This window comes from Archangium lipolyticum (genome assembly GCF_024623785.1).
Lineage (GTDB): Bacteria > Myxococcota > Myxococcia > Myxococcales > Myxococcaceae > Archangium > Archangium lipolyticum.
In genome coordinates this window covers 101,224-123,361 of record NZ_JANKBZ010000025.1, presented here as the reverse complement: position 1 = coordinate 123,361, position 22,138 = coordinate 101,224, and the positions used below count along the sequence as shown (strand labels likewise).

Here is a 22,138-nt window from a genome sequence, read left to right as displayed (position 1 = left end):
CAGAGCTCCCGTCGTCAGTGACGCTCGGGCGGGGTGGAGCCCTCATTCAGGGCCCGAGCGCCGAACTTCCTGGCCGCCTCGAGGAACTCGTCACTGAGGCGCGTGCCGCGAACGGCACGTGCCAACGACAGCGCGCCAAACATGAGGGCGAGCAGCGCGAGCGCGTTCTCCCGGGACTTCTCGCCCGGACCCAGCAGGCCACTCAAGTCCTGGATGAACCCGGCGAGCTCCTTCTCCAGGGCCTCACGATAGGGCTCGCCCTCCCTGGCGACCTCGGAGGTGATGCTCGGCAGGGGACAGCCGACCTCCACGTTGTCCCGATGTTTTCGCGACAGATACCGGTAGAGCACGCTCAGCACGGGAGGGCGGGACGTGTCGCGCATCGCCCCCTGGATCAACCCGCTCCACATCGCCCGGGCCGTGCGGTGGATGGTCTCGGTGAAGAGATGCTCCTTGGACTCAAAGTGTCCATAGAACCCTCCCACCGTGAGCCCCGCCCCCTTCATCACGTCCATGACGGAGCTCGCTCGAATCCCCCGCTCGAGCAGCAGCGCGGCGGCGGACTCCAGGATGGCGTCGTGCGACTTCTGCTTCTGCTCCGCTTTCTGGCTCATGGCGTGACCTCGCTCCGGAGTGACTGGACGCGCTGCTCCGGCAGGACACTATTTTATGACGAACATGATATTTCACCCATCATCTTTCAAGGCTCGCCCGGGCCCCGGGCGAGCGGTGGCCGCGGGAGGTCCCGTCACAGCCGTTCGAGGATGGTGGCGATGCCCTGACCTCCGCTGACGCACAGGGTGATGAGGGCGGTCTGCTTGCCGCTCCGCTCGAGCTCATCGAGCGCGGTTCCGAGCAACATCGCCCCCGTCGCGCCGAGTGGATGACCGAGCGCGATGGAGCCACCGTTGACATTCACCCGCTCGGAGTCGATCCCCAACGCACGGGTCGTCTGTAGCACCACGCCCGCGAAGGCCTCGTTGATCTCCCACAGGTCAATGTCACTCGCCTTCATGCCCGCCATGCGGAGCGCCTTCTGGCTGGCCGGCGCGGGGGCGGTGAGCATCAGCACCGGCTCGCTCCCGATCGTGGCCATCGCGCGGATGCGGGCTCGAGGCCGGACGCCCTTCTCCCGGACATACCGTTCCGAGGCGAGCATCACCGCGGCGGCCCCATCGACGATGCCGCTCGAGTTGCCAGCGGTGTGGAGGTGCCGCAGGGCCTTCGCGCGGGGGTAGGCCGCGAGCGCGAGTTGAGCAAGCGTCTCCCCCCTGGGACCGACGACCGTTTCACCCAGCGCGGTGAACGAGGGCTTGAGCGCGGCGAGCCCTTCGGCCGTGGTGTCGGGACGGGGAAACTCGTCACGTTCGAGCACCACCGCGCCCGTGTGGGGATCCTTCACGGGAAACAACGACTTCGCGAAGCGGCCCTCCTCGATGGCACGCGCCGCGTTCCTCTGGGAACGGAGCGCCACGGCATCGATCTCCTCGCGCGAGAACCCCTCGAGAGTGGCGATGAGGTCGGCGCTGATGCCCTGGGGGACCTGGAACACGCGCTCGCGCAGGTGCGTGTTGTTGCCATCCTGACCGCCGCCGTCGGAGCCCATGGGGACGCGCGACATGCTCTCCACGCCCCCGGCGATGACGAGCTCCATCGCGCCCGAGGCGACCGCCATGGCGCCGAAGTGGACGGCCTGTAGTCCCGAAGCGCAGAAGCGGTTGAGTGACACCGCCGACACCTCGTTGGGCCATCCCGCGGTGAGCACCGCGCTACGAGCCAGATTCGCGCCCTGCTCCCCAACCTGCGAAACACACCCCGCGATCACGTCGTCCACTTCGCGCGGGTCAAAACCCTGGCGCTGTTGGAGCGTGTTCAGCACCTGCGCGAGCAACTCCTGCGGGTGGATGCCCGAGAGCGCCCCCTTCCCCGCCTTGCCGCGCCCTCGCGGGGTCCGTACGGCGTCGATGACGTAGCCCATGACCATGATCCAGCTCCTTCACATTACGCTATTCATATTACGCGCATAATACGACATGTCAAGACCGGTTCCATCAGGAGAAGCCCAGGGCAACCCTCCATGGAAATACAAAACCAAATCAAAGCATTGCGGGCCGAAGAGCACGCCGATAGCCAATCGGGGCCAACGGCTCCATCAACCCGGAGAAGAGAAACGTGAGCGCACAAGTACAGTCCATCCAAACCCCGTTCGGTCAACTGGCCTACACCGTCGACGGCGAAGACAATGGCGTCCCCCTGATCCTGCTCCAGCGCTTCCGCGGGACGATCGACGATTGGGATCCGAAGTTCGTGTCCGCGCTCGCCACCCGGCGCCGAGTCATCCGCTTCGACAACGCGGGCATCGGCCGGTCGGGCGGCCAGGTCCCGGACAGCGTCGCGGGAATGGCCGAAGTGGCCATCGCCTTCGCGCGGGCCCTCGGCATCGAGCGGGCCGACCTGCTCGGGTGGTCCCTCGGCGGCACCGTTGCCCAGCACGTCGCCCTGGCCGCGCCAGCCCTGGTCCGGCGGCTGATCATCGCGGGTTCGAGCTCCGGCGGCCCCGCCGAGGGTCCGTCAGCCCATCCGCGGGTCCCCGAGGTAATGACGAAGCCCGTGAACGACCAGGAGGATTTCCTCTTCCTGTTCTTCACCGAGACCAAGACCGGGCGCGCGGCGGGTCAGGCGCATCTGGCGCGGTTGAACGCGGAGCCGCGGCGCGGGCCATCCGTGACGGGCGAGGCGTTCATGAGGCAGATGAAGGCCCTCTCCCAATGGCCGGGCGTACGGAACCGGCTCCGGGAGCTCACGCTGCCGATCCTCGTGGCCAATGGCGTCTCCGACGTGATGCTTCCCGCCTACCGCTCCTACGTCATCTCGCAGGAGGCACCCAACGCGAAGCTGATCCTCTATCCCGACTCCGGTCACGCCTTCCTCTTTCAGTACATCGAGGAGTTCACGGACGAGGTCCATCGCTTCCTCGATTGAGCCCTCCTTACCAGCCAGCGGACACCCCTCACACACGATTCCCTGGAACCGCTGGCCGTTTCATATTATACTCATAATATAAAGAAGGGTCAGTCCCAGGACGCAGCTCGGGTGAGGCCCCGCTGCGTCCTCATGAACGAGGAGAAGTCATGAACGGCCGAGTCTCCGCTCCCAAGACCACGCGGCACCTCCAGGATCTGGAGCGGGTCCTACGGGGAGAGGCACCACCCCCTCCGATCGCTCAGCTGCTGGGGCTCCTGCTCACCAGCGTCGAAACGGGACGTGTCGTCATCGAGATGGATGCCTCGAAGCGCCATGCCAATCCCATGGGGACCCTCCACGGTGGAGTGATCTGCGATCTGTCCGATCTCGCCATGGGCGCGTCGATGGCCACGACGCTCGAGGACGAGGAGAGCTTCACCACGCTCGATCTCACGTCGAAGTTCTTCAAGCCCATCTGGAACGCGCGCCTCCGGGCGACCGGACGCGTGGTCAAGCGGACGCGAACGCTCGGGCTGATCGAGTGCGACGTCGAGGACGACAAGGGCAGCCTCGTGGCCAAGGTGTTCAGCTCGTGCATGGTCCTCCGAGGAGACGAGGCACGCGGGCGATGATGACCACGACACCTGCGATGGCGGTCCGGACGCGGGCGAGGTGCCCGCGGGTGCCGTAACGAAAGCGCCGCAGCCACATTGAGGACCACGGCCCACCCCGCCACGAGGGGCGCTTCAGGCCACCTGTCGCATCAGCTCCGCATGACGGTGGGCGATGAGTTGGAAGATGTTCTCCCGGGCCATCTGCTCGGTGGTCGGGTCCATGGCCGGGGCCTGGGCACGCGCGAGATTCAACTGCTGTACCATTGCCCGCAGGTCTCCGGTGCTCGAGGCCTGCTTCGCGATGCCAGACAAGAGGGAGAGCCCCTTCGTGCAGAGCTTGGCGATGGCGTCTCCGAGGTGCTTCTTGGCGAAGGGCTCGATCGCCTTCAACAACTTGCCAAAACCGCCCTTCATCTTGAGCTTGCCCAGCTTGCCGAGGACCTTGTCGGTGATCTTCCCCGCGTTCTTCTTGATGAAGGACAGGCCCTTCTCCATCACCAGGTTGCCCAGGGGAGAGTTGGCGAACTTCTTGATCCCCTTGGCGACCTTCTTGCCAATGCTCTTGAAAAACCCGCCGATCTTCAGACCCATGTGAGCTCACTTTCCCTGGTTGGAGGAGAACCGCCCGCGGCGCAGCTGTGCGTCCAGGTCGGAAGACGTGTCGGTGCGAGCCGGGGCCGATGGGGTGGCAACAGGGGTCTCCGGCAGACCGGTGAGCGAGACGAGCGGCTTCTTCGCCGGAGTGAAGTCCGTCCTCTCCATGAGATCCGCCACGGCCACCGCCTCGTCCAGGAGGTGGTCCAGGGACTCGATTTCCGGGGGCTCGTGGCCCATGGCACGCAGATCCTCGTCCTCCACGACCAGGAGCTGCGGCTCCTCCTGCGGGTTCTGGACGAAGTGCACCACCTGCTGCACGTACTTCTCGAGGGGAACACCCAACTGCTCGGCCAGCTTCGGGGTATTGGGATCCGCGAGGAGCCGCGAACGAATGGCTTCAGGGGAAGGGGTCATGGGCAGGCAAGCTGCTCCTGCCCTCCCTGCTTGTCTTCCCGTCCAGCGGGCCGGGCCCCTCGTCTGGAACATGACGGAACGCACCAGCCCCCGGCCATCGAGACCGGCCGGAGGCGCACGACCGGGACCGCTACTTCATCCGCACCGTCAGAGCACCCGTGGAGGCGTTGTACGTGATGTAGCCCTTCTGGAACTCGCTCTCGCGGCCACCGGTGACGGCATACTCGTCGGACACCGGGTAGCCCAGCGCGCTCCTCTCCCAGCCCAGCGAGGCCCACTTGTCGCGGATGAGGCCGTGCACTTCCCAAGCGCCCGTGGTCGGCGTCCAGTAGATGCTGCCCTCGATGTTGCCCTTGCGGAAGTGGTTGTAGCGGCCCACTCCATCCGGCGTCACCATCTCATCGGTGATGGGGTAGCCCAGCACACCCTTCTCCCAGTCCAACGCCTCCCACCTGGCGCGGATGAGGCCGTGAATCGCATGGGCGCCCGTGTCCGGGGTCCAATAGATGCTGCCCAGCTGCGTGCCCTTGCGGAAGTGGTTGTAGCGGCCGATGGTGTCGGGCGTGGCCATCTCACCCGTGATCGGGTAGCCCAGCACGCTCGTCTCCCAGCCCATGGACTCCCACTTGGCACGAATGAGGCCGTGGATCTCCCAGGCGCCCGTGTCCGGGGTCCAGTAGATGCTGCCATTCTGGAAGTGGTTGTAGCGGCCGATCCCGTCCGGCGTCGTCAGCTCGTTGGTCCTGCACCCCCCGAGGATGCCCCCGGCTCCGCCCAACTGGTTGTAACGCGTCAGGATCGCCCCACCCACCACGCACCCGGTGCCGCAGTGAGCCTTGGCCCGGTTGAGGTAGTCCGTCCAGGGCCAGTTGGCTCCGGGATCCGTGCGGTTGTACGGCTGCAGTTGGCCGTGCCCCACCACGTGGTAGCGATCCAGGGGAATCCTGTTGTCACGCGTCATGTCGCACAGCAGCCGGGCCGAGGCGTCGATCTGCGCCACCGGCCAGGTCGTCTGCGACGCATACCCTCCGTGCTCGATGCCGATGGTGAAGTCATTGGAGCTCCGCCCGTTCAGCCCGCACTCCATGTTGCTGTTGTTGCTGCACTGGTAGGTGGCGCCGATGTGCCAGGCCCGGCTCGCATCCCGCACCAGCTGGCTGATCTCCCCACCATCCTCCCGCACCACGTAGTGTGCGCTCACCTGCGAGCTGCTGTTGGTCAGCCAGCTCCAGCACCCCGAGTAGCCGCTCTCACAGGTGTGGATGATCACCATGCGCGGAGCCAGGGGACGGGCGTTGTAGTTGGGCGACGGCCTCCACACGGCTCCCGCGTAGTCCGGAGCGACGGCGAGCGACTGCTCCACCCTCCCCTCCTCCGCGGTCAGTCCCTGCCCGCTCGCGGCCCACTCCTTCGACAGCGTCCCCAGCCCCAGGCGGGCCACCCGGAAGACTTCGTCCTGGACGAAGCTGCGACGGCCCTCCTCATCCTGGATGCCGGACACCTCGGCCACCGCCGGCGCCCACTGGCTCGCCCGCGTCCGGTCGAGCCGGAGCGCATCCGCGCGGTGCGACAGCAGCGCCGCCGCCGCCCGGATGTTGGAGCGCGCGTCCCTCCTGGCCTGCTCCACCGTGACGCCGGCCAGCTTCGCGCCCTCCTCGAGCAGCGCCCCCGAGAGCCCCATCATTCCATGGACGGCCGGACGTCCCTCGAACTCCTCGGCACCCTCCACCATCTGGTAGCGCGTCTGCACGAACGAGATGGACTTGAGAAGCGCGGGCGGCACGTTGAACTCGCTGCCCGCGACCCTGAAGAGCTCGTCGAACGACGCATCCTCGCGTGCGGAGGTCTCCGCCCCCTTCAGATCCACCTCGGCGGCGGGGACGGCGGATACCTGCTGCTCGTTCGCGCCGCACGCCTGCGCCAATGCCAGCGAGGCGGTGAGCAGGAAAATTCCAGGCCTGTTCTTCATCGATTCCTCCAGACGTCGTCACTCAACAGATAGAGGCGACGAGACAGACCCCGTCTCAAGAATCGAAGGAGAAAAGGCGCGGCGGTGACACCACGGGAGCCCCGCGCACAACCACCCGCGCGAGGCTCCCGGCGTTGAAACGGAAGCGCTTCAGTACGGCGGGGGATAGGGGCAGATCAGCGCGCCGGTGATGGGGTGCCGATAGCAGCCACTGGGGAGCTCCGCGGACTGGGCCTTGCCCGGCACCAGGGCGAGCCCCGCCACGCCAACGCCAGCGACCGCGGAGAGAAGGGCAACGATGCGAAGGGTCTTCTTGGACATTCACGCGCTCCTGTCATGGGTGAGAACGACGAGGGAAGCCTACCATGGCGAACCCCATCCGTTGATGCGTTCCGTCAAGGACGGGCACGCGCTTCCGGGCCACGAAAAAGGGGCGGCCCCTCACGAGGCCGCCCCCTGTCTTCACCCTGCTCGGGAGTCAGTACCCGCCAGGGCTATTTCGTGAACGAGATGGGGCCGTTGGACTGCGTGCTGTTGTTCGCACCATCCACGGCGCGCACGCGCCAGGTGTGGCTTCCGGCCGCCAGCCCGGTCAGCGAGGTCTGATGCGTGGCCAGACCGTACACCTCGAACTCCCACAGCGAGTAGCCATACTGCGTGAAACGCTTCACGCCGCGCATCCGCACGAACTGGCCCACCCCACTCAGGTTGGAGAGGTCGTCGATGCCGCCGTTGCCGGCGCTCTCCGTGTAGAGCGGCTTCCAGGTGGTGCCATCGAGCGAGGCCTCCACCACGTACTGGCTGCCGTATGCGGCCTCCCAATTGAGCACCACGCGCTTGATCGAATAGACGGCGCCGAGATCGACGGTGATCGACTCGGTATCCGGGCTGGCGGTGTCCGCGCGGCTGGACCAGCGCGTGGTGGTGTTGCCATCCACCGCGTCGTTGGCGCTGCCGAACTCATTGGACGTGGCGGACACATTGCGGCCGCGCGCCAGGTTGACGGTTGGGGCCGTGTAGGCACCGGCCGTGATGGCGGGAGTACGGTCCGTGCCGTCCACGGTGAGGATGTACTGGGCGACGCCCGCCCCCACGTCGTTCGTCCGCTCCCAGATGAACTGCGTCGAGGTCCCGGGAACCGTCGAGCCCGCCGCCGGAAGGAGCGCGGAGAAGGCCGCGGGCGGCGTGGTGTCGCTGAGGGTGAACGTGGACGTGGCAGAGGTGGTGACCCCGTTGGCCCAGTTGGTGGCCTTCACGTACCAGGTGTGCTGGCCGTTGGAGAGCTTGAGTCCCTCGAGCGCGAGGGAGGTGGCCTTCGTCCTGCCCCCCAGCACGGCCTGACCGTCGATGAAGAGTTCGTAGTACTGAATGCCCGTCTGCGCATCGCTGCTCGCCGTCCACGAGAACGGAGGCCGCGTGCCGGTGATGGTGGTTCCGTTCGCGGGCGTCTGGAGGGTGAACGCGGTGGGCGGCGTGGAGTCGGACAGACCGAAGCCCTGGATGCCATCGCCGTAGCGGTAGAACGGATTGCCATAGATGGGCTGCACGGGCAGACCCTTGGCGATCCGGTCGCGGATGGCGGTGCGCTCGGCCTCGGTGGCCCCCAGGTCGAACGGCAGGTCCCAGCGCTCCTTCTGGTCGGTCTCCACATCGGTGCCGATCTGATCCAGCGAGCGCGGCAGATCCCACGGCAGCCGGCCACGGGGCAGCACGTCACCGAACAGCACGTCCGCCAGCGCCGGGCCACCCAGGTCTCCGGGCCGGTAGACGACCACCAGCGCGTTGCTCTGCGGCGCCACGTTGGTGAGGATGTAGGGCCGCGGCAGGACCACCACCGTGGTCGTCGGGATGTTCTTCGACTTGAAGCTGGTGATGATGCCGTAGTGATCTCGGGGCTCGTCCGGCCTCGAGAAGGCGGTGTGAGGGGGACCGGCCGGGTCACCGGGGATGTAGGGCTTCTCCTTGTCCCATGCGGTGCCGTGCGTGAAGTAGCTCTCGCCCACCACCACGATGGCCGCGCTGGGGGTGACTCCCGCGGGCGCCGCGTCCTTGTACACCGTGATGCCCGCCGCCTCGGCGCGCTGCTTGATGGCCTGGTAGATGGTCAGGGCCCCGAACTCCGTGTTGTGGAAGTCCGAGCGCCAGGTGACCATGCAGGACGGGTCGTCGGCGCGCGGACCGGCGACGACGATCGAGGAGCCCGCGCCCATGCGCAGCGGCAGGGCGCCGTCGTTCTTGAGCAGGGTCATCGACTCCTGGGCGGCCAGACGGGCCGCCTTCTTGTTGTCGGCCGTGTGCCACTCGGAGGTTCCCGCGAGCCCCTTGCGGTAGGGGTCCTCGAACAAGCCGAGCCGGAACTTCAGCTCGAGGACGCGGCGGGCGGACTCGTCGACACGGGCATCGGTGACCCGGCTCTCGAAGTCGCCCATCTGCCCGGGATCGGCACCGCCCATCACGTCGGAGCCCGCCATGAGCGAGCGGACCCAGGGATCGCCCGCCGGCAGCCAGTCCGTGCAGATGACGCCGGTGTAACCCATGTTCTGGCGCAGGTAGTTGATGATGCCCGGGCTGTCACCCGCGCCCCACTGGCCCGGAGCCAGCAGCTTGCTGCCGGCGTAGCCGGGCATGATGCCGCTGGTGCCAGCCTCGAGGGCCGCGTGCCACGGACGCATGTGGTAGTGGATGGTGGTGCCGTCGTAGGTGATGCCGCCCTCGCCACCGGCGCCCTGGCTCGGCCAGTGCTTGGTGGTGACCCAAATGGAGTGGGGGTTCACCTCGGGGCCTCCCTGCAAACCAGCGATGAGCGCGCGCGAGAAGGCGGCCGCCACGTCCGCGTCCTCGCCACTGCCCTCCTGGATGCGCGGGTAGAGGATCTTCGTGCCCACCTCGGCCAGGGGCGACAGGGTGCCGCGGCTGCCCACGGCCAGCTGCTCGCGCCGCTGGATGTCGCCCATCTCGTAGGCGAGCTGCGGGTCACGCGTGGCGACCAGACCGGGCTGGGTGGGCCAGCTCGTCTTGAAGCCGTGAATGGAGTCACCCGCGTCGATGTAGGGGATGCCCAGGGGCGTGGCCGCGGAGGCCTTCTGGAAGGCGACGATGTCCTCCGGCGCCAGCGGCCCCATGGTGAAGCCCGCGTCGGGGTACTCCTTGGCATTGAAGAACAGCTGCATCACCTTCTGGTGCCGCGTCATCCGGCTCATCAGATCGTTGACGCGCGTGGCGATGGGGTTGTGCCAGTCCTCGTACGGCTCGATGGTGCCGTTCTTGTTCAGGTCGCGCATCCCGTTGATGAGCGGCACGCCATCCGCGACGGTCTCCACCACCGGGAGGTAGACGCTGAAGGTGCGCAGGTCCGAGCGGCTGGTGCTTCCGCTCGCGAGCGTGGCGACGACGTACCACTTGTAGGTCCAGCGATCGACCAGGTCCTGGTTGAGGGTGAACGAGGTCCCCGTGGTGGAGCCCACCTCGGAGAAGCGGTTGATCAGGGCTCCGGGCGCATTCCAGTCGTAGTCATTGCGGGTGATGTTGACGAAGAGCTTGTAGTTGGTGGCGCCGGTGACGGCGGCCCACTGGAACGTGGGGCGGCGGGTGTTGGTGATCATCGCGCCATTGGCGGGGGCGATCACCGCGAACGCACCGGCCGTCGCCGGAGGAGGCACCTTCACGTAGGGGTCGGGGATGATGGGACCACCGCCGCCGGGATCCGTGGAGCCCGTGCTGTAGATCTCCACCTGCCACACCGCGTCCTGCACCGCGAGCCCGGTGACGGACTGCGCGCGCTGCGTGTTGCCCGAGGAGTCCGTGAGCACCAGGCGGATGTCGGTGTTGGGCTGGGTGGGCGAGAACTGGTTCTTGGACATCGTCACCGTGGTGTTGGGCGGGAAGGTCACCAGGTAGGTGACCACCCTGGCCGGGTTGCGCACGGAAGGCGTCGCGAGGCCCTCTTCCGGGATGGGAGACACGGCCAGCGGCGTGGGCGAGATGCTCACCTTCGCGTAGGCCAGATCGGGGAAGACCAGCTTGACGGTCTGGTTGGTCGTCTGGGTCGGAGGCGGCGTGGTGTCACCGGGCTTGTAGACCTCGAACGACCAGAGCGAGTAGCCATAGCCCGTGCCGCGCGCGGTACCGCGCATGCGCACGTAGCGGTACGTGCCCGACACGGCGATCTCCCGGCGGCCCACCGCGCCATCGGTGATGGTGGCCAGGGTCGTCCAGGTGGCGTCATCGTTGGAGCCGTCGACGGTGTACGCCTTGCCATAGGCGCCTTCCCAGTCGAGCACCACCTTGCCCAGGGCCTGGGACGAGCCCAGGTCGACACGGATCGACTGGGGGTCCACCCCCGCGGCGGAGGACCAGCGCGTGTTGGGGTTGCCATCGAAAGCGAAGGAAGGCCCGAGGTTGGGATCGTTGTTCTCGATGCTCGTGGCCGTGGCGGAACGGCCCCGGGCGAGGTCCGTGCTCGTCGACGAGCTCCCGCTGTACACCTCGAACTCCCACAGCGAATACCCGTAGCCAATGGCCCGGAGCTGTCCGAGCATCCGGATGTAACGGCCCGAGCCGGACACGGTCAGGTCATCGGTGCCACCGTCACCGTTGGTGACGGTGCTCAGGGTCGTCCAATTCGTCCCGTCGTTGGAAGTCTCGATCTTGTAGTTCTTGCCGTAGGCGGTCTCCCAGTAGAGGACCACGCGGCTGATCGCCACGGTCGACCCGAGGTCGATGGAGATCCATTCGTTGTCGCTGAAGCCGCTGCTCCAGCGGGTCCCGGGATCGCCGTCGACGGCGGAGGGGCCCGTGAACACGCCATCCGACGAAGACACCGTGACGGGCTTGCCTCGGGCGAGGTTGGCGATTTGAGCGTGCGCGGCGATGGGCCAGGCGGCCGTCATACCCACGAGCACGAGGCCCGCGCAGGCAGACGCCCACCGTGTCCAGGCGCTGCGCGCGCCGTGGAGGAGTGAATTGAGAGGGTTCATGGGGGGTGAGAATCGGAGTTTGAGAATGTCAGACAACAATGGTCAGACAACGCAGAATCCCTTCCAGCCTACCACGCTGGAAGGGATTCTGATCACCGCTTCGAGACCACTACTTCAGGTCGAGGTAGTCGACCGAGAACACCCAGCCGTTCGGGTGCGTCACCCCCACGAGGCAGAGCGTGCCCGTGCCACTCGAGGAGACCGACGTGGTGAGGTTCGTCAGGCTCGGGCTGCTCCAACCGCCAGTCGACGTGCTCAGCGTGAACGAGCCGATGACGGAACCATTGAACTTCAGCTGTGCCTGGCCACCGGTGTACGGCGCGCCCACGTGAGCCGTCGCGGAGGTGATGCCCGACATGTTCACGTTGCTCCAGCAGATGGTGTCATTGCCCTCGAAGGCGACGACCTTGCCACCGCTGTCACCGCCGGCCTCGGCGAAGCAGCCCGTCAGCGTGGCGCTCTCCGCCTCCAGACGCCGGGGCGTGACCGTGCCGACGCACTGGCCCGAGCTGTTGCACGTCGAGCCCGTGGCGCAGGTGCCGCAGGTGCCGCCGCAGCCATTGCTACCGCACACCTTGCCCGAGCACGAGGGTACGCAGGAGCTGACGCACTGGCCCGAGCTGTTGCACGTGGTCCCCGTGGCGCAGGTGCCGCAGGTGCCACCGCAGCCATCGCTGCCGCACACCTTGCCCGAGCACGAGGGCGTGCAGGTGCCGCCGGACGCCACGCACTGGCCCCAGCTGCCGCAGGTCGTTCCGGTGCGGCACGCGCCGCAGGTGCCACCGCAGCCGTCACTGCCACACAGCTTGCCCGTGCAGTCCGGCTGGCAGGCGTTGGCCGTGGTGCCGATGTACATGTCATCCAGGTAGAGCTGCGCGCCGGTGTAGGCGGAGCCGCCCAGGGAGATCTCGAACTTGTAGGTGTCCGTGGCGGACGCGGTGAAGTTGGGCCCGGTGCACGTGGTCCACGAGGTGCCCACGTTGCAGTTGAAGGAGGCGATGGCCGTCCACGGATCGTGCGCCTGGACGATCTTGATGGGCACCGTGCGCGCCGCGTTCGACTTCAGGTCCACCTTCCACTTGTACGAGGTACCGGCCTGAAGCTGGAAGCCCTCCTGACGCACCTGCACGCTGTGGTTCGCCCAGCCGCCGTTGTCCACGCGCACCCACTGCACGAAGCCGCGCGTACCGCCCTCGTTGATGACCTCGGTGAGGCCCGCGCCACCGTCGAAGAACAGGTCGCTGCGGTGGTAGGTGAAGTCCTCGTTGAAGCCGCAGTTGCGGATGAGGTTGTCGGGCACGCCGTTGTTGTCGATGTCCTGGCACGCGGCCCGGGGCGCCTGCGCATAGCCCGAGTTGCGGTGGTACCAGCGGATGTAGTCCACCTCGAGCTTGGCCTTGTCACCATGGGCCGCCCAGTCGATGTTGACGCACGAGCCCGCCGTCTCCTGGCACTTGCCGCTCACGCACGCCGCGCCATTGGCGCACTGCGCGCTGGAGGTGCAGGCGCGGTCCTTCCACCCCAGGCAGCCCAGCTCGCCGCCCACCGCGTTGTTGAGGATGAGGTACATCGGCTGACGGAACTCGGTCGCGCCGTCACCCGTGGAGAAGACGCCCACGGGCTGGCCGCCGTTCTGCGGCATGTTGTCGATGTAGATCTTGAAACCGCTTTCATCCCAGAGAAAGCCCCACGTGTGCCACTGGTGGTAGTCAATCGTCTTGCCGCCCCAGGTGGCCCGCGCACCGCCCACGTCCCCGTCACACTTCGCGTCACCGTTGTTGGGCCAGGAGCTGCACGCGTTGGGCTCCCATCCACCGGGGTTGGCCGCCAGCTCGCCCGCCTCGGGGAACTCGCGCCACAGCACGTTGTAGCCCATGGCCTCGTTGGACGGATAAAGGGCCTTGTTCTCCTTGATCTGCGTGTACTCCATGATGTCGATCTCGCCATTCATGGGCCAGCCGGCGCTGTCATCGCGGCCACCGTTGGTGATGGCTCCGTTGGCGCCGAGCATCCAGATGGCGGGCCACATGCCATTGGGCGGCGTGGCCCCGGCGGGCAGATCCGCGAAGGGCATGCGCGCGCGGAACTCGATGTAGCCGTAACGGTACTCGACCTTCTCGTCGCTCTTGATGCGGCCCGAGGTGTACTTCGTCCCGTTCACCGGCGCGTTCGCCGTGCCATTGAACGGCGCGCACTCCTCGTGATCGAAGACACCGTTGCGGTTCTGGTCATACACGCAGTAGCCCGTGGCCGCGCACGTGCCGTTGGTGCCGCATTGGCTGGAGGTGGTGCACTGCTGCCAGACCACACAGTCCAACGGCTCCTGTCTCGCCAGCAGCGTCAGCTTGCCGTTCTCGACACAGTAGTTCCAGTTGTTGGGATTGTTGGGACACTCCCGGTTCGTATAGGCCTGCTGCTCGAAGTTGACGCCCAGGTTCTCCTTCGTCCAGTACTGGGTGTTGAGATAGGACTTGGGCTGGCCCTTGTTCAGGTCACCGCCAAAGTCATCCTCCCACGTCAATCCAAACGTCTGTCCCCCGATGGTGAGCGTCTTGGAGCCGTAGGACTCCAGTGACGCCTCGTACCCGGCGGACTCCGCCGACTCCACGGCGTCCTCGCTGGTCGCCACCGCGCAACCCACTCCCGCGATGACGCCCACGACGCAGAAAGCGCTTTCAACAACGAACCGCCTCCAGGACGAACTCCCGCTTCGTTTCATGCCCTTGATCCTTTCCGCACTCCGGGCGAACACGAGAAGAAAAAGTAAAGCCCGTAAACAAGGCCTTATACCAATATCCAGCCTTTGAGAACGCGAAAAAAGATTGACGCGACGCGGCAGTTCCTACCTGTGAACGAAAGGCTCCTTCAAAGCCGGGAGTCGCAGGGAGGCGCCAATTGCAGGACATGTGTTCAGCAGGGAGCCCTCGAAGTCCGAGGCCATGGAGCCTTCCTGGCCGCCCTGGGACAGGTCCCACCACTCGCCTGATGCCATGCGCCCGGTGGGCGGGTCAGGTCTGGATCGCCTCGTATGCCGAGCGCCAGAAGTCCACGTAAGCGGGTGGAGCATCTGGCGAGTCCATCAAACGCTGGGTCAGCAGGATGCCGATCAGGCCGGTCTTCGGATCCCAATAGCAGGACGTTCCGTACCCGCCGTCCCAGCCGAAACCCCGAGGCTCTCCCGCCTCATGCTCATGGACGATGGAGAGTGCGTATCCCCAACCGCGCTTGTCCCAGAAACCGGGACCGAAGGGCGACACGGCCTTCTGTTGGGGAGTGATGTGGTCGGTGGTCATGAGCTCGACGGAGCGCTCGGAGAGGAGGCGCCTGCCCCCGTGCGCCCCCTTGTTCAGCATCATCCTCGCGAAGGCCAGATAGTCGTCCGCCGTCGAGACCAGGCCGCCAGACGCGGACGGGAAGCCCGGAGGGCGGCTGAACTGGCTGTCCCCACCGGCGGCGTCGAAGGCCTCGAACTTCCCCGGCGCGGGAGCGCGCATGTAGCAGGTGGGCAGCCGGTCCAGATTCCCGGCCGGTACACTGAAGCCGCTGTCCTTCATCCCCAGAGGCTCGAAGATGCGATCCCTGAGGAAGTCCCCGAGTGGCTGGCCAGAGGCTCGCGCGATCAGCACCCCCAGGACGGTGAGGCCGGTGTCGTACATCCATGCCTCGCCCGGCTGATGCATCAGCGGCAGGGAGCCCAGGGCGCGAAGCCAGGCGTCCGGACTCGGCGCCTTCGGCAACCAGGGGCCGACCGCGACCCCCCGCTCGGCCATGGCCTGGACGATCGGATACTCGCCCGGCGTCATGATGGCGCCCATGCCCATGCGCAGCGTCAGGAGATCGCTGACGAGAATCGGGCGTCTGGCCGGCACGGTGTCATCCACGGGCCCGCCGAGGCTCCTGAGAACCCTGCGGTTGGCGAGCTCGGGCAGCAGCCGGTCCACGGGCTCGTCGAGGCTGAGCTTTCCGTCTTCCACCAGGAGCATCGCAGCGACCCCTGAGATCGGCTTGGTCAGCGAGGCGATCCGGAAAAGGGTGTCGCGCCGCATCGGTGCCGCGCCGCCAAAGGATTGCAGGCCGATCGCGTCCGCGTGCACTTCGCTCCCTCGGCTGAGCAGCGTCACGACGCCCGGCAGTTCGCCGCGTTCGACGTAGGCGGCCATGGCCGCATGCATGCGGTCGAGCCCCTCCTTGGAAAACCCCGAGCAGGTGTCCTCTCGACGTTGCATCGTCCGATCCTTTCCCGCGATGACTGGTTGCAAATCGCAACCAGTTTCAGGTTAGGGATACTGGTACGAGAATGCAACCGGTTTCCCTGGGAGCAGGAGCATGCGCGCCGAACATCGGTCGGGTTGCCCGATCAACCTCTCACTCGAGGTCTTCGGGGACGGAGAAAGCCATCGCGCTCGTCCCCATCTTCGCGCATCTGGGCGCCTGGGGACGCAGGGCCCTTCCGTCGCCGAGCGGTTGCAGGCCGCCTACGAGAAGGCCCTGCGCGCTCCGTAGGCGCTCAGCGGCTCGCGGCGTGGGCCTCGGCCTGCTGCCACACGCGGAAGACGTTGCCCGAGGCGATCTTCTCGATGTCCGCCTCGCCATAGCCGCGCTCGAGGAGGACGCGGAAGAGGTTGGGATACCGGGACACGTCCTCGAGCCCGATGGGGAGCGTGGGGCCCACGCCATCGAAGTCGGAGCCGAGCCCCACGTGATCGATCCCCACCAGCTTCACCACGTGATCGATGTGGTCGGCCACATCCTCCACCCTGGCGAGGGGAAGCGGATGCTCGCGCAGATAGGACTCCACGAACGCCTTCAGCTCGGGGCTGTCCTGCTTCAGGCCACGCTCCTGGGCGAAGGCCGCCATGGCCTTGCGGAACTGCCCCTCGTAGGCGTTGGAGGCCTGGGAGAGGAACATGGAGCCGAAGTTGATCATCACCACCCCACCCTTCGCGGCCACGGCGCGGATGAGCTCATCGCTGATGTTGCGCTCGAAGCCCGGCGTGAAGTGGCGGCACGAGGAGTGCGAGGCGATGACGGGGACCTGGCTCGCCTCCACCGCCTGCCGGATGGCGTCATCCGAGAGGTGGGAGACATCCACCATGATGCCCACCCGGTTCATCTCGGCGACCACCTGCTTGCCAAAGGGGCTGAGGCCGTTCCAGGTGCGCTTGCCCGTGTTGAAGGAGGCATCGCTGAGCAGGTTGTCCCTGGAGTGAGTGAGGGTGATGTAGCGCACGCCGCGCCGCTGGAAATGCGCGACGTTCTCCAGCTTGTCCTCGATGGCGGCACCGTTCTCGATGCCCAGCGCGAAGGAGACCTTGCCCTCCTGGGAGTTGCGCCGGGCCTCCTCGACCGAACGGGCCATGGCGAATTTCTCGGGGGACCTGCGGGCGAGCGTCTCCACCAGGTCGATCAGCGAATCCGCGAGGGCCCTGGCGCCGCCCTTCTCCTGATACTCGGCGGGGATGTAGATGGACATGAAGGGCACGTCGAGGCCGCCCTCCACGGCGCGCGGATGGTCGAAGTCGCCCCCGGCGGTGCGCTGCGAGACATCCTCGGTGGGCACCCCATCGGGACCCAGCTTCTCCCTGAGGCGGTAGGGCACGTCGACGTGGCCATCGACAATGATGACGCGTCTGGCGAGCGCGCGGCCGCGCTCGGCGAGCTCCTCGGGCGAGGGGGTGGCCGGGGTCTCCTGGCGATTCGTGCCGTGGATGCAGGCCGGGCTCACGAGCAGGGCGAGGCTGAGAAACGCAGTGGTCGGTCTCATGGCCGATGCTTACCGCAACCTCGAGGACGCGTCGCGGCTCAGTAACCCGCCACCTTGTCGACGAGGTTCACCAATGGCTCGCCCCTCTCGAACCGGTCGAGGTTGCGCAGGAAGAGCGCCACGGTGTCCTCCCGCCAGCCAGGCGTTTGATCGGCGCAATGCGGTGAGAGCAGGACGTTCTCGAGCCGCCAGAAGGCATGGCCCACCGGCAGCGGCTCCGTCTCGAAGACATCCAGTGCGGCCCCGCGCAGACGTCCTTCTTCCAGCACCTTCACCAACGCCTGTTCGTCCACGGTGCTACCGCGGCCCAGGTTGATCAGCACGGACCCAGGCTTCATGGCCCGCAGCTCCGTTTCACCCATCAGCCGGTGCGTTCCGGACGTGTGGGGCATGGCCAGGAGCAGGTAGTCCGAGGCGGCGATCATCTCCAGCCGCCGCTCGAGGGGAAACAACTCGTCCACCAGCGGATCCCCCTCACTGCGCGACGGCTGGCGACGGCTGGCGAGGATGCGCATTCCAAAAGGCCTGGCTCGTTCCGCGGCCGCGCGGCCGATGTCTCCATATCCGAGGATGCCCAGGGTCCGTCCACGCAGCTCCACGGGCGTGAACTGTTCCCAACGTGCCTCGGCCTGCTGTCGCACCAGGCGGCGCAGATCCTTGGCGAAGTACAACATCGCGGCCAGGGCGAACTCCCCGAGCGAACCGCTGAAGACCCCCTTCGAATTGGTGAGGGGAAACGGACCCTGGATGAGCTCCTCGACGAGGAGATTCTCCACCCCCGCGGAGAGGGCGTGGATCCAGCGAAGGGCCTTCGCCCGTGGTAGCAGCGTGCGCAGCAGCTCCTTCTTCTGCGCCCCTATCAGCAGCACCTGGGCCCGTTCGATGGCCGGTCCCAGCTGCTCCTCGGAGAGCCCGACGGTGAGGGTGATTCTCGGGGCCAGCCGCTCGAGGTGTTTCAGGTAGGGCGACGCGGGATCCGCGAGGACCAGCAGGTGGTCGACTTTCATGTTGCCGCCGACCATATCAACCCCCCTGGCACTTCTTCAGAAGGGCTGGTTGGGATCGTGCCAGACGAAGAACGGGTTGCCCTCCGGATCCCAGAAGGTCACCGAACGGGCCGCGCCCACCTTGCCCGCCACCTGGCTCATCCGGACACCGGCGGCCCTCAGTCTCGCGAGTTCCGCGTCGAGGTCGTCCGCCTGAAGCACCAGGCGCGGCTGAGCCATGGCCTCCTCCGCCCCGAGCTCCTTGCGCCACACGTGACGTGCCATGAGGCCCACCGCTGGCTTGCCGCCGATGGCGATGAGCGCGTATCCCCAATCGAGCTTCAGCTTCAGCTCGAAGCCCAATGCCTGCGTGTAGAAGGAGATCGCCTGGTCGAGGTTCTCGACGTAGTAGGTGGTCTCCTGTGCCTTGAGTGCCATGCATCTCCCTCTTCATCAGGAAATCATTCCGCGAGGCAGCGCTCGAGCAGCGCCCCCGCCCAGGTGAGGCCACTGCCCACGACCGCGAGCGCGACCGCGTTCCCCACCTGGGGATTGTCCCAGTTCTCCGAGAGCACGGTGGGGGCCCCCGAGGCACCACAGTTGCCGCGCTGGTCCACGTTGTAGAAGTGGCGCGCGTCGGAGACCTCGGTGCGCCGCTGCACCGCCTCCAGCATGCGCAGGTTGGCCTGGTGGCCGATGAGGCTCAGTCCCTCCGGGGTGCGCTCCGGGGAAGCCGCGAGGTAGCGCGTGCGCAACGTGAGGAAGGTCTCGCTGGCGCGCTTGATGGCGAAGGTCTGCACCGCGGAGCCCTGCTGGGTGAAGTGTCCGGCGCGAGGCACCCGCACCTTGTCCGCGCCCGAGGGACTCCCGCCCAGCAGCGTCTGGGTGATGCGCCAGGGGCCGGGGATGCGCGGGCTGAGCAACGCGGCGCTGGTGCCATCACCCCACAGCACGCAACTGGAGCGGTCCGAGTAGTCGACCACGCGGGTGGAGTTCTCCGGATTCACCACGAGGATGAAGTCCGGGAGGACCTCCGGCCGCATCCCGGCGAGGAAGTGCAGCTGGGCGCAGAAGGAGGAGCACGCCGCGTTGAGATCCAGTGAAGGGGCCTCGATGCCCAGCGCCTCCGCGATGCGGCAGGCCTCCGCCGGGATGCACTCGTCGGGCGAGCAGCCGCCAGACACCACCATCCCCACGTCCTCCACGCTCCGCCCCGCGCGTTGGAGCGCCATCAGCGCCGCGCGCCTGCCCGTCTCCGCATTGGAGTACAGAGCTGCCTCCAGTGCTCCGCGTACGTCACGGTTGCGTGTCGCGCGGATGTAGTCGAGCGGCAGCACCGTGTGACGCGTGCGGATCCCCACCCGCTCGAGGATCCACGAGTCATTCGTCTCCAGGCCGATGTCCTGGAGGAACGCATTGGTGATGAGATTCTCCGGGTGGAAGTGTCCGAGAGCGTGGAGGAACATGCCCTCGTTCTACCCACGCCACGTCATCGCACTGACACGGCCTCGTAGATTTCCCGCGAGCGTCCGCTGTCTGACGTGACGCAATGCGTGACGGAGACGCCAGCGGGTGGTCCTACGCACTGAGGCGCATACGATTCTTCTCGGGGGCTTCGGGCAACTCCAGCGTGAACGTGGCCCCCTTCCCCGGGCCCTCACTCTGGGCGCGCAATGTGCCCCCCAGCTCCTGGGCCGCCAGGGCACTGGAGTGCAAGCCGAAGCCGTTCCCCTCCTCCCGGGTGGTGAAGCCATGTTGGAAGATGCGCGTGAGCATGTCCGGCGCGATGCCCACGCCATTGTCCCGCACCTCGATGCGGACGCGGTTGTCGGCGAGCCGCTCCAGCTTCACGCACAGACGCCGCTCCCCCTCGCTCACCGCATCCATGGCGTACTTGGCGTTGCTGATCAGGTTGACCAGGATCATCAACACCTTGTGCCTCTCGGTGAGGATGGGGGGCAGCTCCGCCAGGTTGCGCTCCACGGTGACGCAGTGGCGGCCCAGCGCCGCCTGGTTGATGCGCAGCGCGTCCTCCACCAACTCCTCGAGCTGGACCGGCTCGAACATGTGCTGGGGCGTCCGGGCATAGCGCTGCTGTAGTTTGACGATGGCGCCAATGTGCTCGGTGTGCTTGCCGACATCGTTGAGCAGTGCCTGCAGTTCCTGGCGCCCCTCCATCAGGTGCGTCCCCAGCTGGCTCAGGTAGGGCAGCGCGTTCCGCCCGCGCTCGTCCTGGGTCAGGAAGGTCGCCAGATCGGCGCGGTGCTCCTCGAACAAGGCCCCCAGCCGTTCCACGCCCTCGAGCTTCAGCCCGGCCAGCCGCTCCCTGGCCAGCAGCGCCGAGGTGTGGACGCTGTTCAGCACGTTGCCGACGTTGTGCAGGACGTTGGTGGCGACCTCGGCCCTGCCCACCTGCCGCGCGGTCTCCACGAGCTGACGGTGCACCTCCTGGAGCTCCCGGGTGCGCTCCTCCACCCGCTTCTCCAGTCCCTCGTTGGCCTGCCGCAGAGCATCCTCGCGATGCTGGACCTCCTGGGCCATCAGCTGGAAGGCATTGGCCAGCCGGCCCAGCTCGTCATCGCGCGAGGACTCCAGCTTCACCTTGAAATCACCGGCCGCCACCTGGTCCGTGGCCCGGGTGAAGGTCAGCAGCGGGCGGGTGATCTGCTGCTTCAGCACCCAGTACATGATGCCGAGCTCCATCAGCAGCGACGCCAGCCCGAACATCAGGACATAGCGCGCCACATCGAAGGCCCGCGCGGACACCACCTGCTCGGGCAGCACCGTGACGAGGTTCCACCCCGGGCCCTTCAGCCGCACCACGGCGATGTACTCGCCGTGCTCCGAGAGCTCCAGCACGTTCTGACCCTCCGGGCGGGCCCTCACCTGTTCGACGATGCCGCGCAGGTGGGCCAGCTGCCCGGCCGTGCCCCCCTGCTCGAAGACCGCCTCCGGCTTCCGGGCGTCGTTCAGGATGTTGTACGGCTCCGCCCCGCTCTTCACCTTCAGCTCGGGGTGGGCGATGAGAAGACCATCATCGCGGAAGAGGACGTTGTAGGTCCCGGGAGGGTGATCGCCGATGGTCCGGCGCATCAGCTCATCCAGGAGCATGTCATGGGTGATCGTCGCGACGTGACGGCCGTCCACGTCCAGCGGGGTCGCGACCGTGACCATCCAGGTCTTGCTGGGTGTGTCCTCGAAGATACCGGTCCAGGCGGACTCCCGCCGGAGGTTCTTCTCGGGAAGGCCGAGGGTGAAGTACTCGAAGTCCAGGAGCGAGAAGTCAGCCGCGACGTCCTGGAACCAGGTGGCCCCCCCCGGCCAATACCCCACCAACACCCCCTCCGGCAGTATGACGCCCGTGTTGGCGAAGCGGATGTGGAAGGCGGGCCCATACTGGGCGACCACCTCGTACGCGGCCAGGAGCCGGCGGCGGAAGTCCGCATCGTCCGTCACGCCCCTGGGAACGAAGACCCCCGGCATCTTCCTGCCATCGAAGCTCCGGGGCTCGTTGCGGATCGTCCCATCCGGCAGCCGCGCGAACAGGCGGTCGAAGTGGGGATCCGGATCCCGCTGACTCCAGGCCTGGAACCGCTCCGCCAGGGCCTTCTTGATGACGGAGTGGTTGTCCTGCGCCAGGACGAAGTGGGCCTGCTCCCTCTGGCCGCGCTCCGCGAGGTACCCCTCCATCTGCTCGAGAGCCTCGGTGCGAAAGGAGCGGAAGATGTGGAAGTAGCTGAAGAAGGTGGCCAGGGTGATGATCACCGCGATGCGCACGCCCATCTTGATGAGCGTGGAGCGGGCCAGGGAACCCTGGGCCTTCGGAAAGGGAGCGTGCCGCATGACCATGAATG

16 protein-coding genes are annotated in these 22,138 nt (G+C 66.9%); 2 read left to right on the top strand and 14 right to left on the bottom strand.

The window, feature by feature from the left end; translation table 11 throughout:
• Nucleotides 1-14: 14 nt before the first annotated feature.
• A complete protein-coding gene (locus NR810_RS37515) occupies nt 15-614 on the bottom strand; it encodes a TetR/AcrR family transcriptional regulator (protein WP_257459631.1) in 600 nt (199 codons plus the stop codon).
• A gap of 134 nt (nt 615-748) precedes the next feature.
• Nucleotides 749-1,984, bottom strand: a complete 1,236-nt coding sequence (locus NR810_RS37510; protein WP_257459630.1) for an acetyl-CoA C-acetyltransferase — start codon at nt 1,982-1,984, stop codon at nt 749-751.
• A 188-nt stretch (nt 1,985-2,172) separates the two neighbouring features.
• Here NR810_RS37510 and NR810_RS37505 point away from each other — a divergent pair, with 188 nt between their 5' ends.
• Together NR810_RS37505 and NR810_RS37500 are read left to right on the top strand one after the other, a co-directional pair.
• Complete coding sequence (locus NR810_RS37505) at nt 2,173-2,982, top strand: alpha/beta fold hydrolase (RefSeq protein ID WP_257459628.1); 810 nt, start codon at nt 2,173-2,175, stop codon at nt 2,980-2,982.
• Nucleotides 2,983-3,131: 149 nt separating this feature from the next.
• Complete coding sequence (locus tag NR810_RS37500; protein WP_257459626.1) at nt 3,132-3,596, top strand: PaaI family thioesterase; 465 nt, start codon at nt 3,132-3,134, stop codon at nt 3,594-3,596.
• A 114-nt stretch (nt 3,597-3,710) separates the two neighbouring features.
• Here NR810_RS37500 and NR810_RS37495 read toward each other — a convergent pair whose 3' ends face one another.
• From NR810_RS37495 to NR810_RS37440, 12 genes are all read right to left on the bottom strand, one after another.
• The gene (locus NR810_RS37495) at nt 3,711-4,169 is read right to left on the bottom strand and encodes a hypothetical protein (protein ID WP_257459624.1); all 459 of its coding nucleotides are present in this window, start codon (nt 4,167-4,169) and stop codon (nt 3,711-3,713) included.
• Between the two features lie 6 nt (nt 4,170-4,175).
• On the bottom strand, nt 4,176-4,589 hold the full coding sequence (locus NR810_RS37490) for a hypothetical protein (protein WP_257459622.1): 414 nt from the start codon (nt 4,587-4,589) through the stop codon (nt 4,176-4,178).
• A gap of 130 nt (nt 4,590-4,719) precedes the next feature.
• Nucleotides 4,720-6,558: an N-acetylmuramoyl-L-alanine amidase gene (locus NR810_RS37485; protein WP_257459621.1), complete on the bottom strand. Its 1,839-nt coding sequence runs from the start codon at nt 6,556-6,558 to the stop codon at nt 4,720-4,722.
• A 150-nt stretch (nt 6,559-6,708) separates the two neighbouring features.
• Nucleotides 6,709-6,879 (bottom strand): hypothetical protein, encoded by a 171-nt coding sequence (locus NR810_RS37480; protein ID WP_257459620.1) that lies wholly within the window; start codon nt 6,877-6,879, stop codon nt 6,709-6,711.
• Between the two features lie 173 nt (nt 6,880-7,052).
• Complete coding sequence (locus tag NR810_RS37475; protein ID WP_257459619.1) at nt 7,053-11,534, bottom strand: discoidin domain-containing protein; 4,482 nt, start codon at nt 11,532-11,534, stop codon at nt 7,053-7,055.
• 109 nt (nt 11,535-11,643) lie between these two features.
• A complete protein-coding gene (locus NR810_RS37470) occupies nt 11,644-14,193 on the bottom strand; it encodes a carbohydrate binding domain-containing protein (protein ID WP_407653874.1) in 2,550 nt (849 codons plus the stop codon).
• A gap of 349 nt (nt 14,194-14,542) precedes the next feature.
• A complete protein-coding gene (locus tag NR810_RS37465; protein WP_257459617.1) occupies nt 14,543-15,760 on the bottom strand; it encodes a serine hydrolase domain-containing protein in 1,218 nt (405 codons plus the stop codon).
• A gap of 281 nt (nt 15,761-16,041) precedes the next feature.
• Nucleotides 16,042-17,298, bottom strand: a complete 1,257-nt coding sequence (locus NR810_RS37460) for a dipeptidase (protein ID WP_257459615.1) — start codon at nt 17,296-17,298, stop codon at nt 16,042-16,044.
• Nucleotides 17,299-17,336: 38 nt separating this feature from the next.
• The gene (locus tag NR810_RS37455) at nt 17,337-18,305 is read right to left on the bottom strand and encodes a D-2-hydroxyacid dehydrogenase (protein WP_257459613.1); all 969 of its coding nucleotides are present in this window, start codon (nt 18,303-18,305) and stop codon (nt 17,337-17,339) included.
• Between the two features lie 36 nt (nt 18,306-18,341).
• Nucleotides 18,342-18,722, bottom strand: a complete 381-nt coding sequence (locus NR810_RS37450) for a VOC family protein (RefSeq protein WP_257459612.1) — start codon at nt 18,720-18,722, stop codon at nt 18,342-18,344.
• Between the two features lie 23 nt (nt 18,723-18,745).
• Nucleotides 18,746-19,750 (bottom strand): 3-oxoacyl-ACP synthase III family protein, encoded by a 1,005-nt coding sequence (locus NR810_RS37445; RefSeq protein ID WP_257459610.1) that lies wholly within the window; start codon nt 19,748-19,750, stop codon nt 18,746-18,748.
• Nucleotides 19,751-19,862: 112 nt separating this feature from the next.
• Nucleotides 19,863-22,127 carry an ATP-binding protein gene (locus tag NR810_RS37440; RefSeq protein ID WP_257459608.1) on the bottom strand — a complete coding sequence of 755 codons (2,265 nt, stop codon included), beginning with the start codon at nt 22,125-22,127 and terminating at the stop codon, nt 19,863-19,865.
• Nucleotides 22,128-22,138 lie beyond the last annotated feature (11 nt).

Coding starts and splice junctions, on each gene's coding strand:
- NR810_RS37515 (WP_257459631.1), bottom strand. CDS start 614: ATGAGCCAGAAAGCGGAGCAGAAGCAGAAGTCGCACGACGCCATCCTG.
- NR810_RS37510 (WP_257459630.1), bottom strand. CDS start 1,984: ATGGTCATGGGCTACGTCATCGACGCCGTACGGACCCCGCGAGGGCGC.
- NR810_RS37500 (WP_257459626.1), top strand. CDS start 3,132: ATGAACGGCCGAGTCTCCGCTCCCAAGACCACGCGGCACCTCCAGGAT.
- NR810_RS37495 (WP_257459624.1), bottom strand. CDS start 4,169: ATGGGTCTGAAGATCGGCGGGTTTTTCAAGAGCATTGGCAAGAAGGTC.
- NR810_RS37490 (WP_257459622.1), bottom strand. CDS start 4,589: ATGACCCCTTCCCCTGAAGCCATTCGTTCGCGGCTCCTCGCGGATCCC.
- NR810_RS37485 (WP_257459621.1), bottom strand. CDS start 6,558: ATGAAGAACAGGCCTGGAATTTTCCTGCTCACCGCCTCGCTGGCATTG.
- NR810_RS37480 (WP_257459620.1), bottom strand. CDS start 6,879: ATGTCCAAGAAGACCCTTCGCATCGTTGCCCTTCTCTCCGCGGTCGCT.
- NR810_RS37475 (WP_257459619.1), bottom strand. CDS start 11,534: ATGAACCCTCTCAATTCACTCCTCCACGGCGCGCGCAGCGCCTGGACA.
- NR810_RS37465 (WP_257459617.1), bottom strand. CDS start 15,760: ATGCAACGTCGAGAGGACACCTGCTCGGGGTTTTCCAAGGAGGGGCTC.
- NR810_RS37460 (WP_257459615.1), bottom strand. CDS start 17,298: ATGAGACCGACCACTGCGTTTCTCAGCCTCGCCCTGCTCGTGAGCCCG.
- NR810_RS37455 (WP_257459613.1), bottom strand. CDS start 18,305: ATGAAAGTCGACCACCTGCTGGTCCTCGCGGATCCCGCGTCGCCCTAC.
- NR810_RS37450 (WP_257459612.1), bottom strand. CDS start 18,722: ATGGCACTCAAGGCACAGGAGACCACCTACTACGTCGAGAACCTCGAC.
- NR810_RS37445 (WP_257459610.1), bottom strand. CDS start 19,750: ATGTTCCTCCACGCTCTCGGACACTTCCACCCGGAGAATCTCATCACC.
- NR810_RS37440 (WP_257459608.1), bottom strand. CDS start 22,127: ATGCGGCACGCTCCCTTTCCGAAGGCCCAGGGTTCCCTGGCCCGCTCC.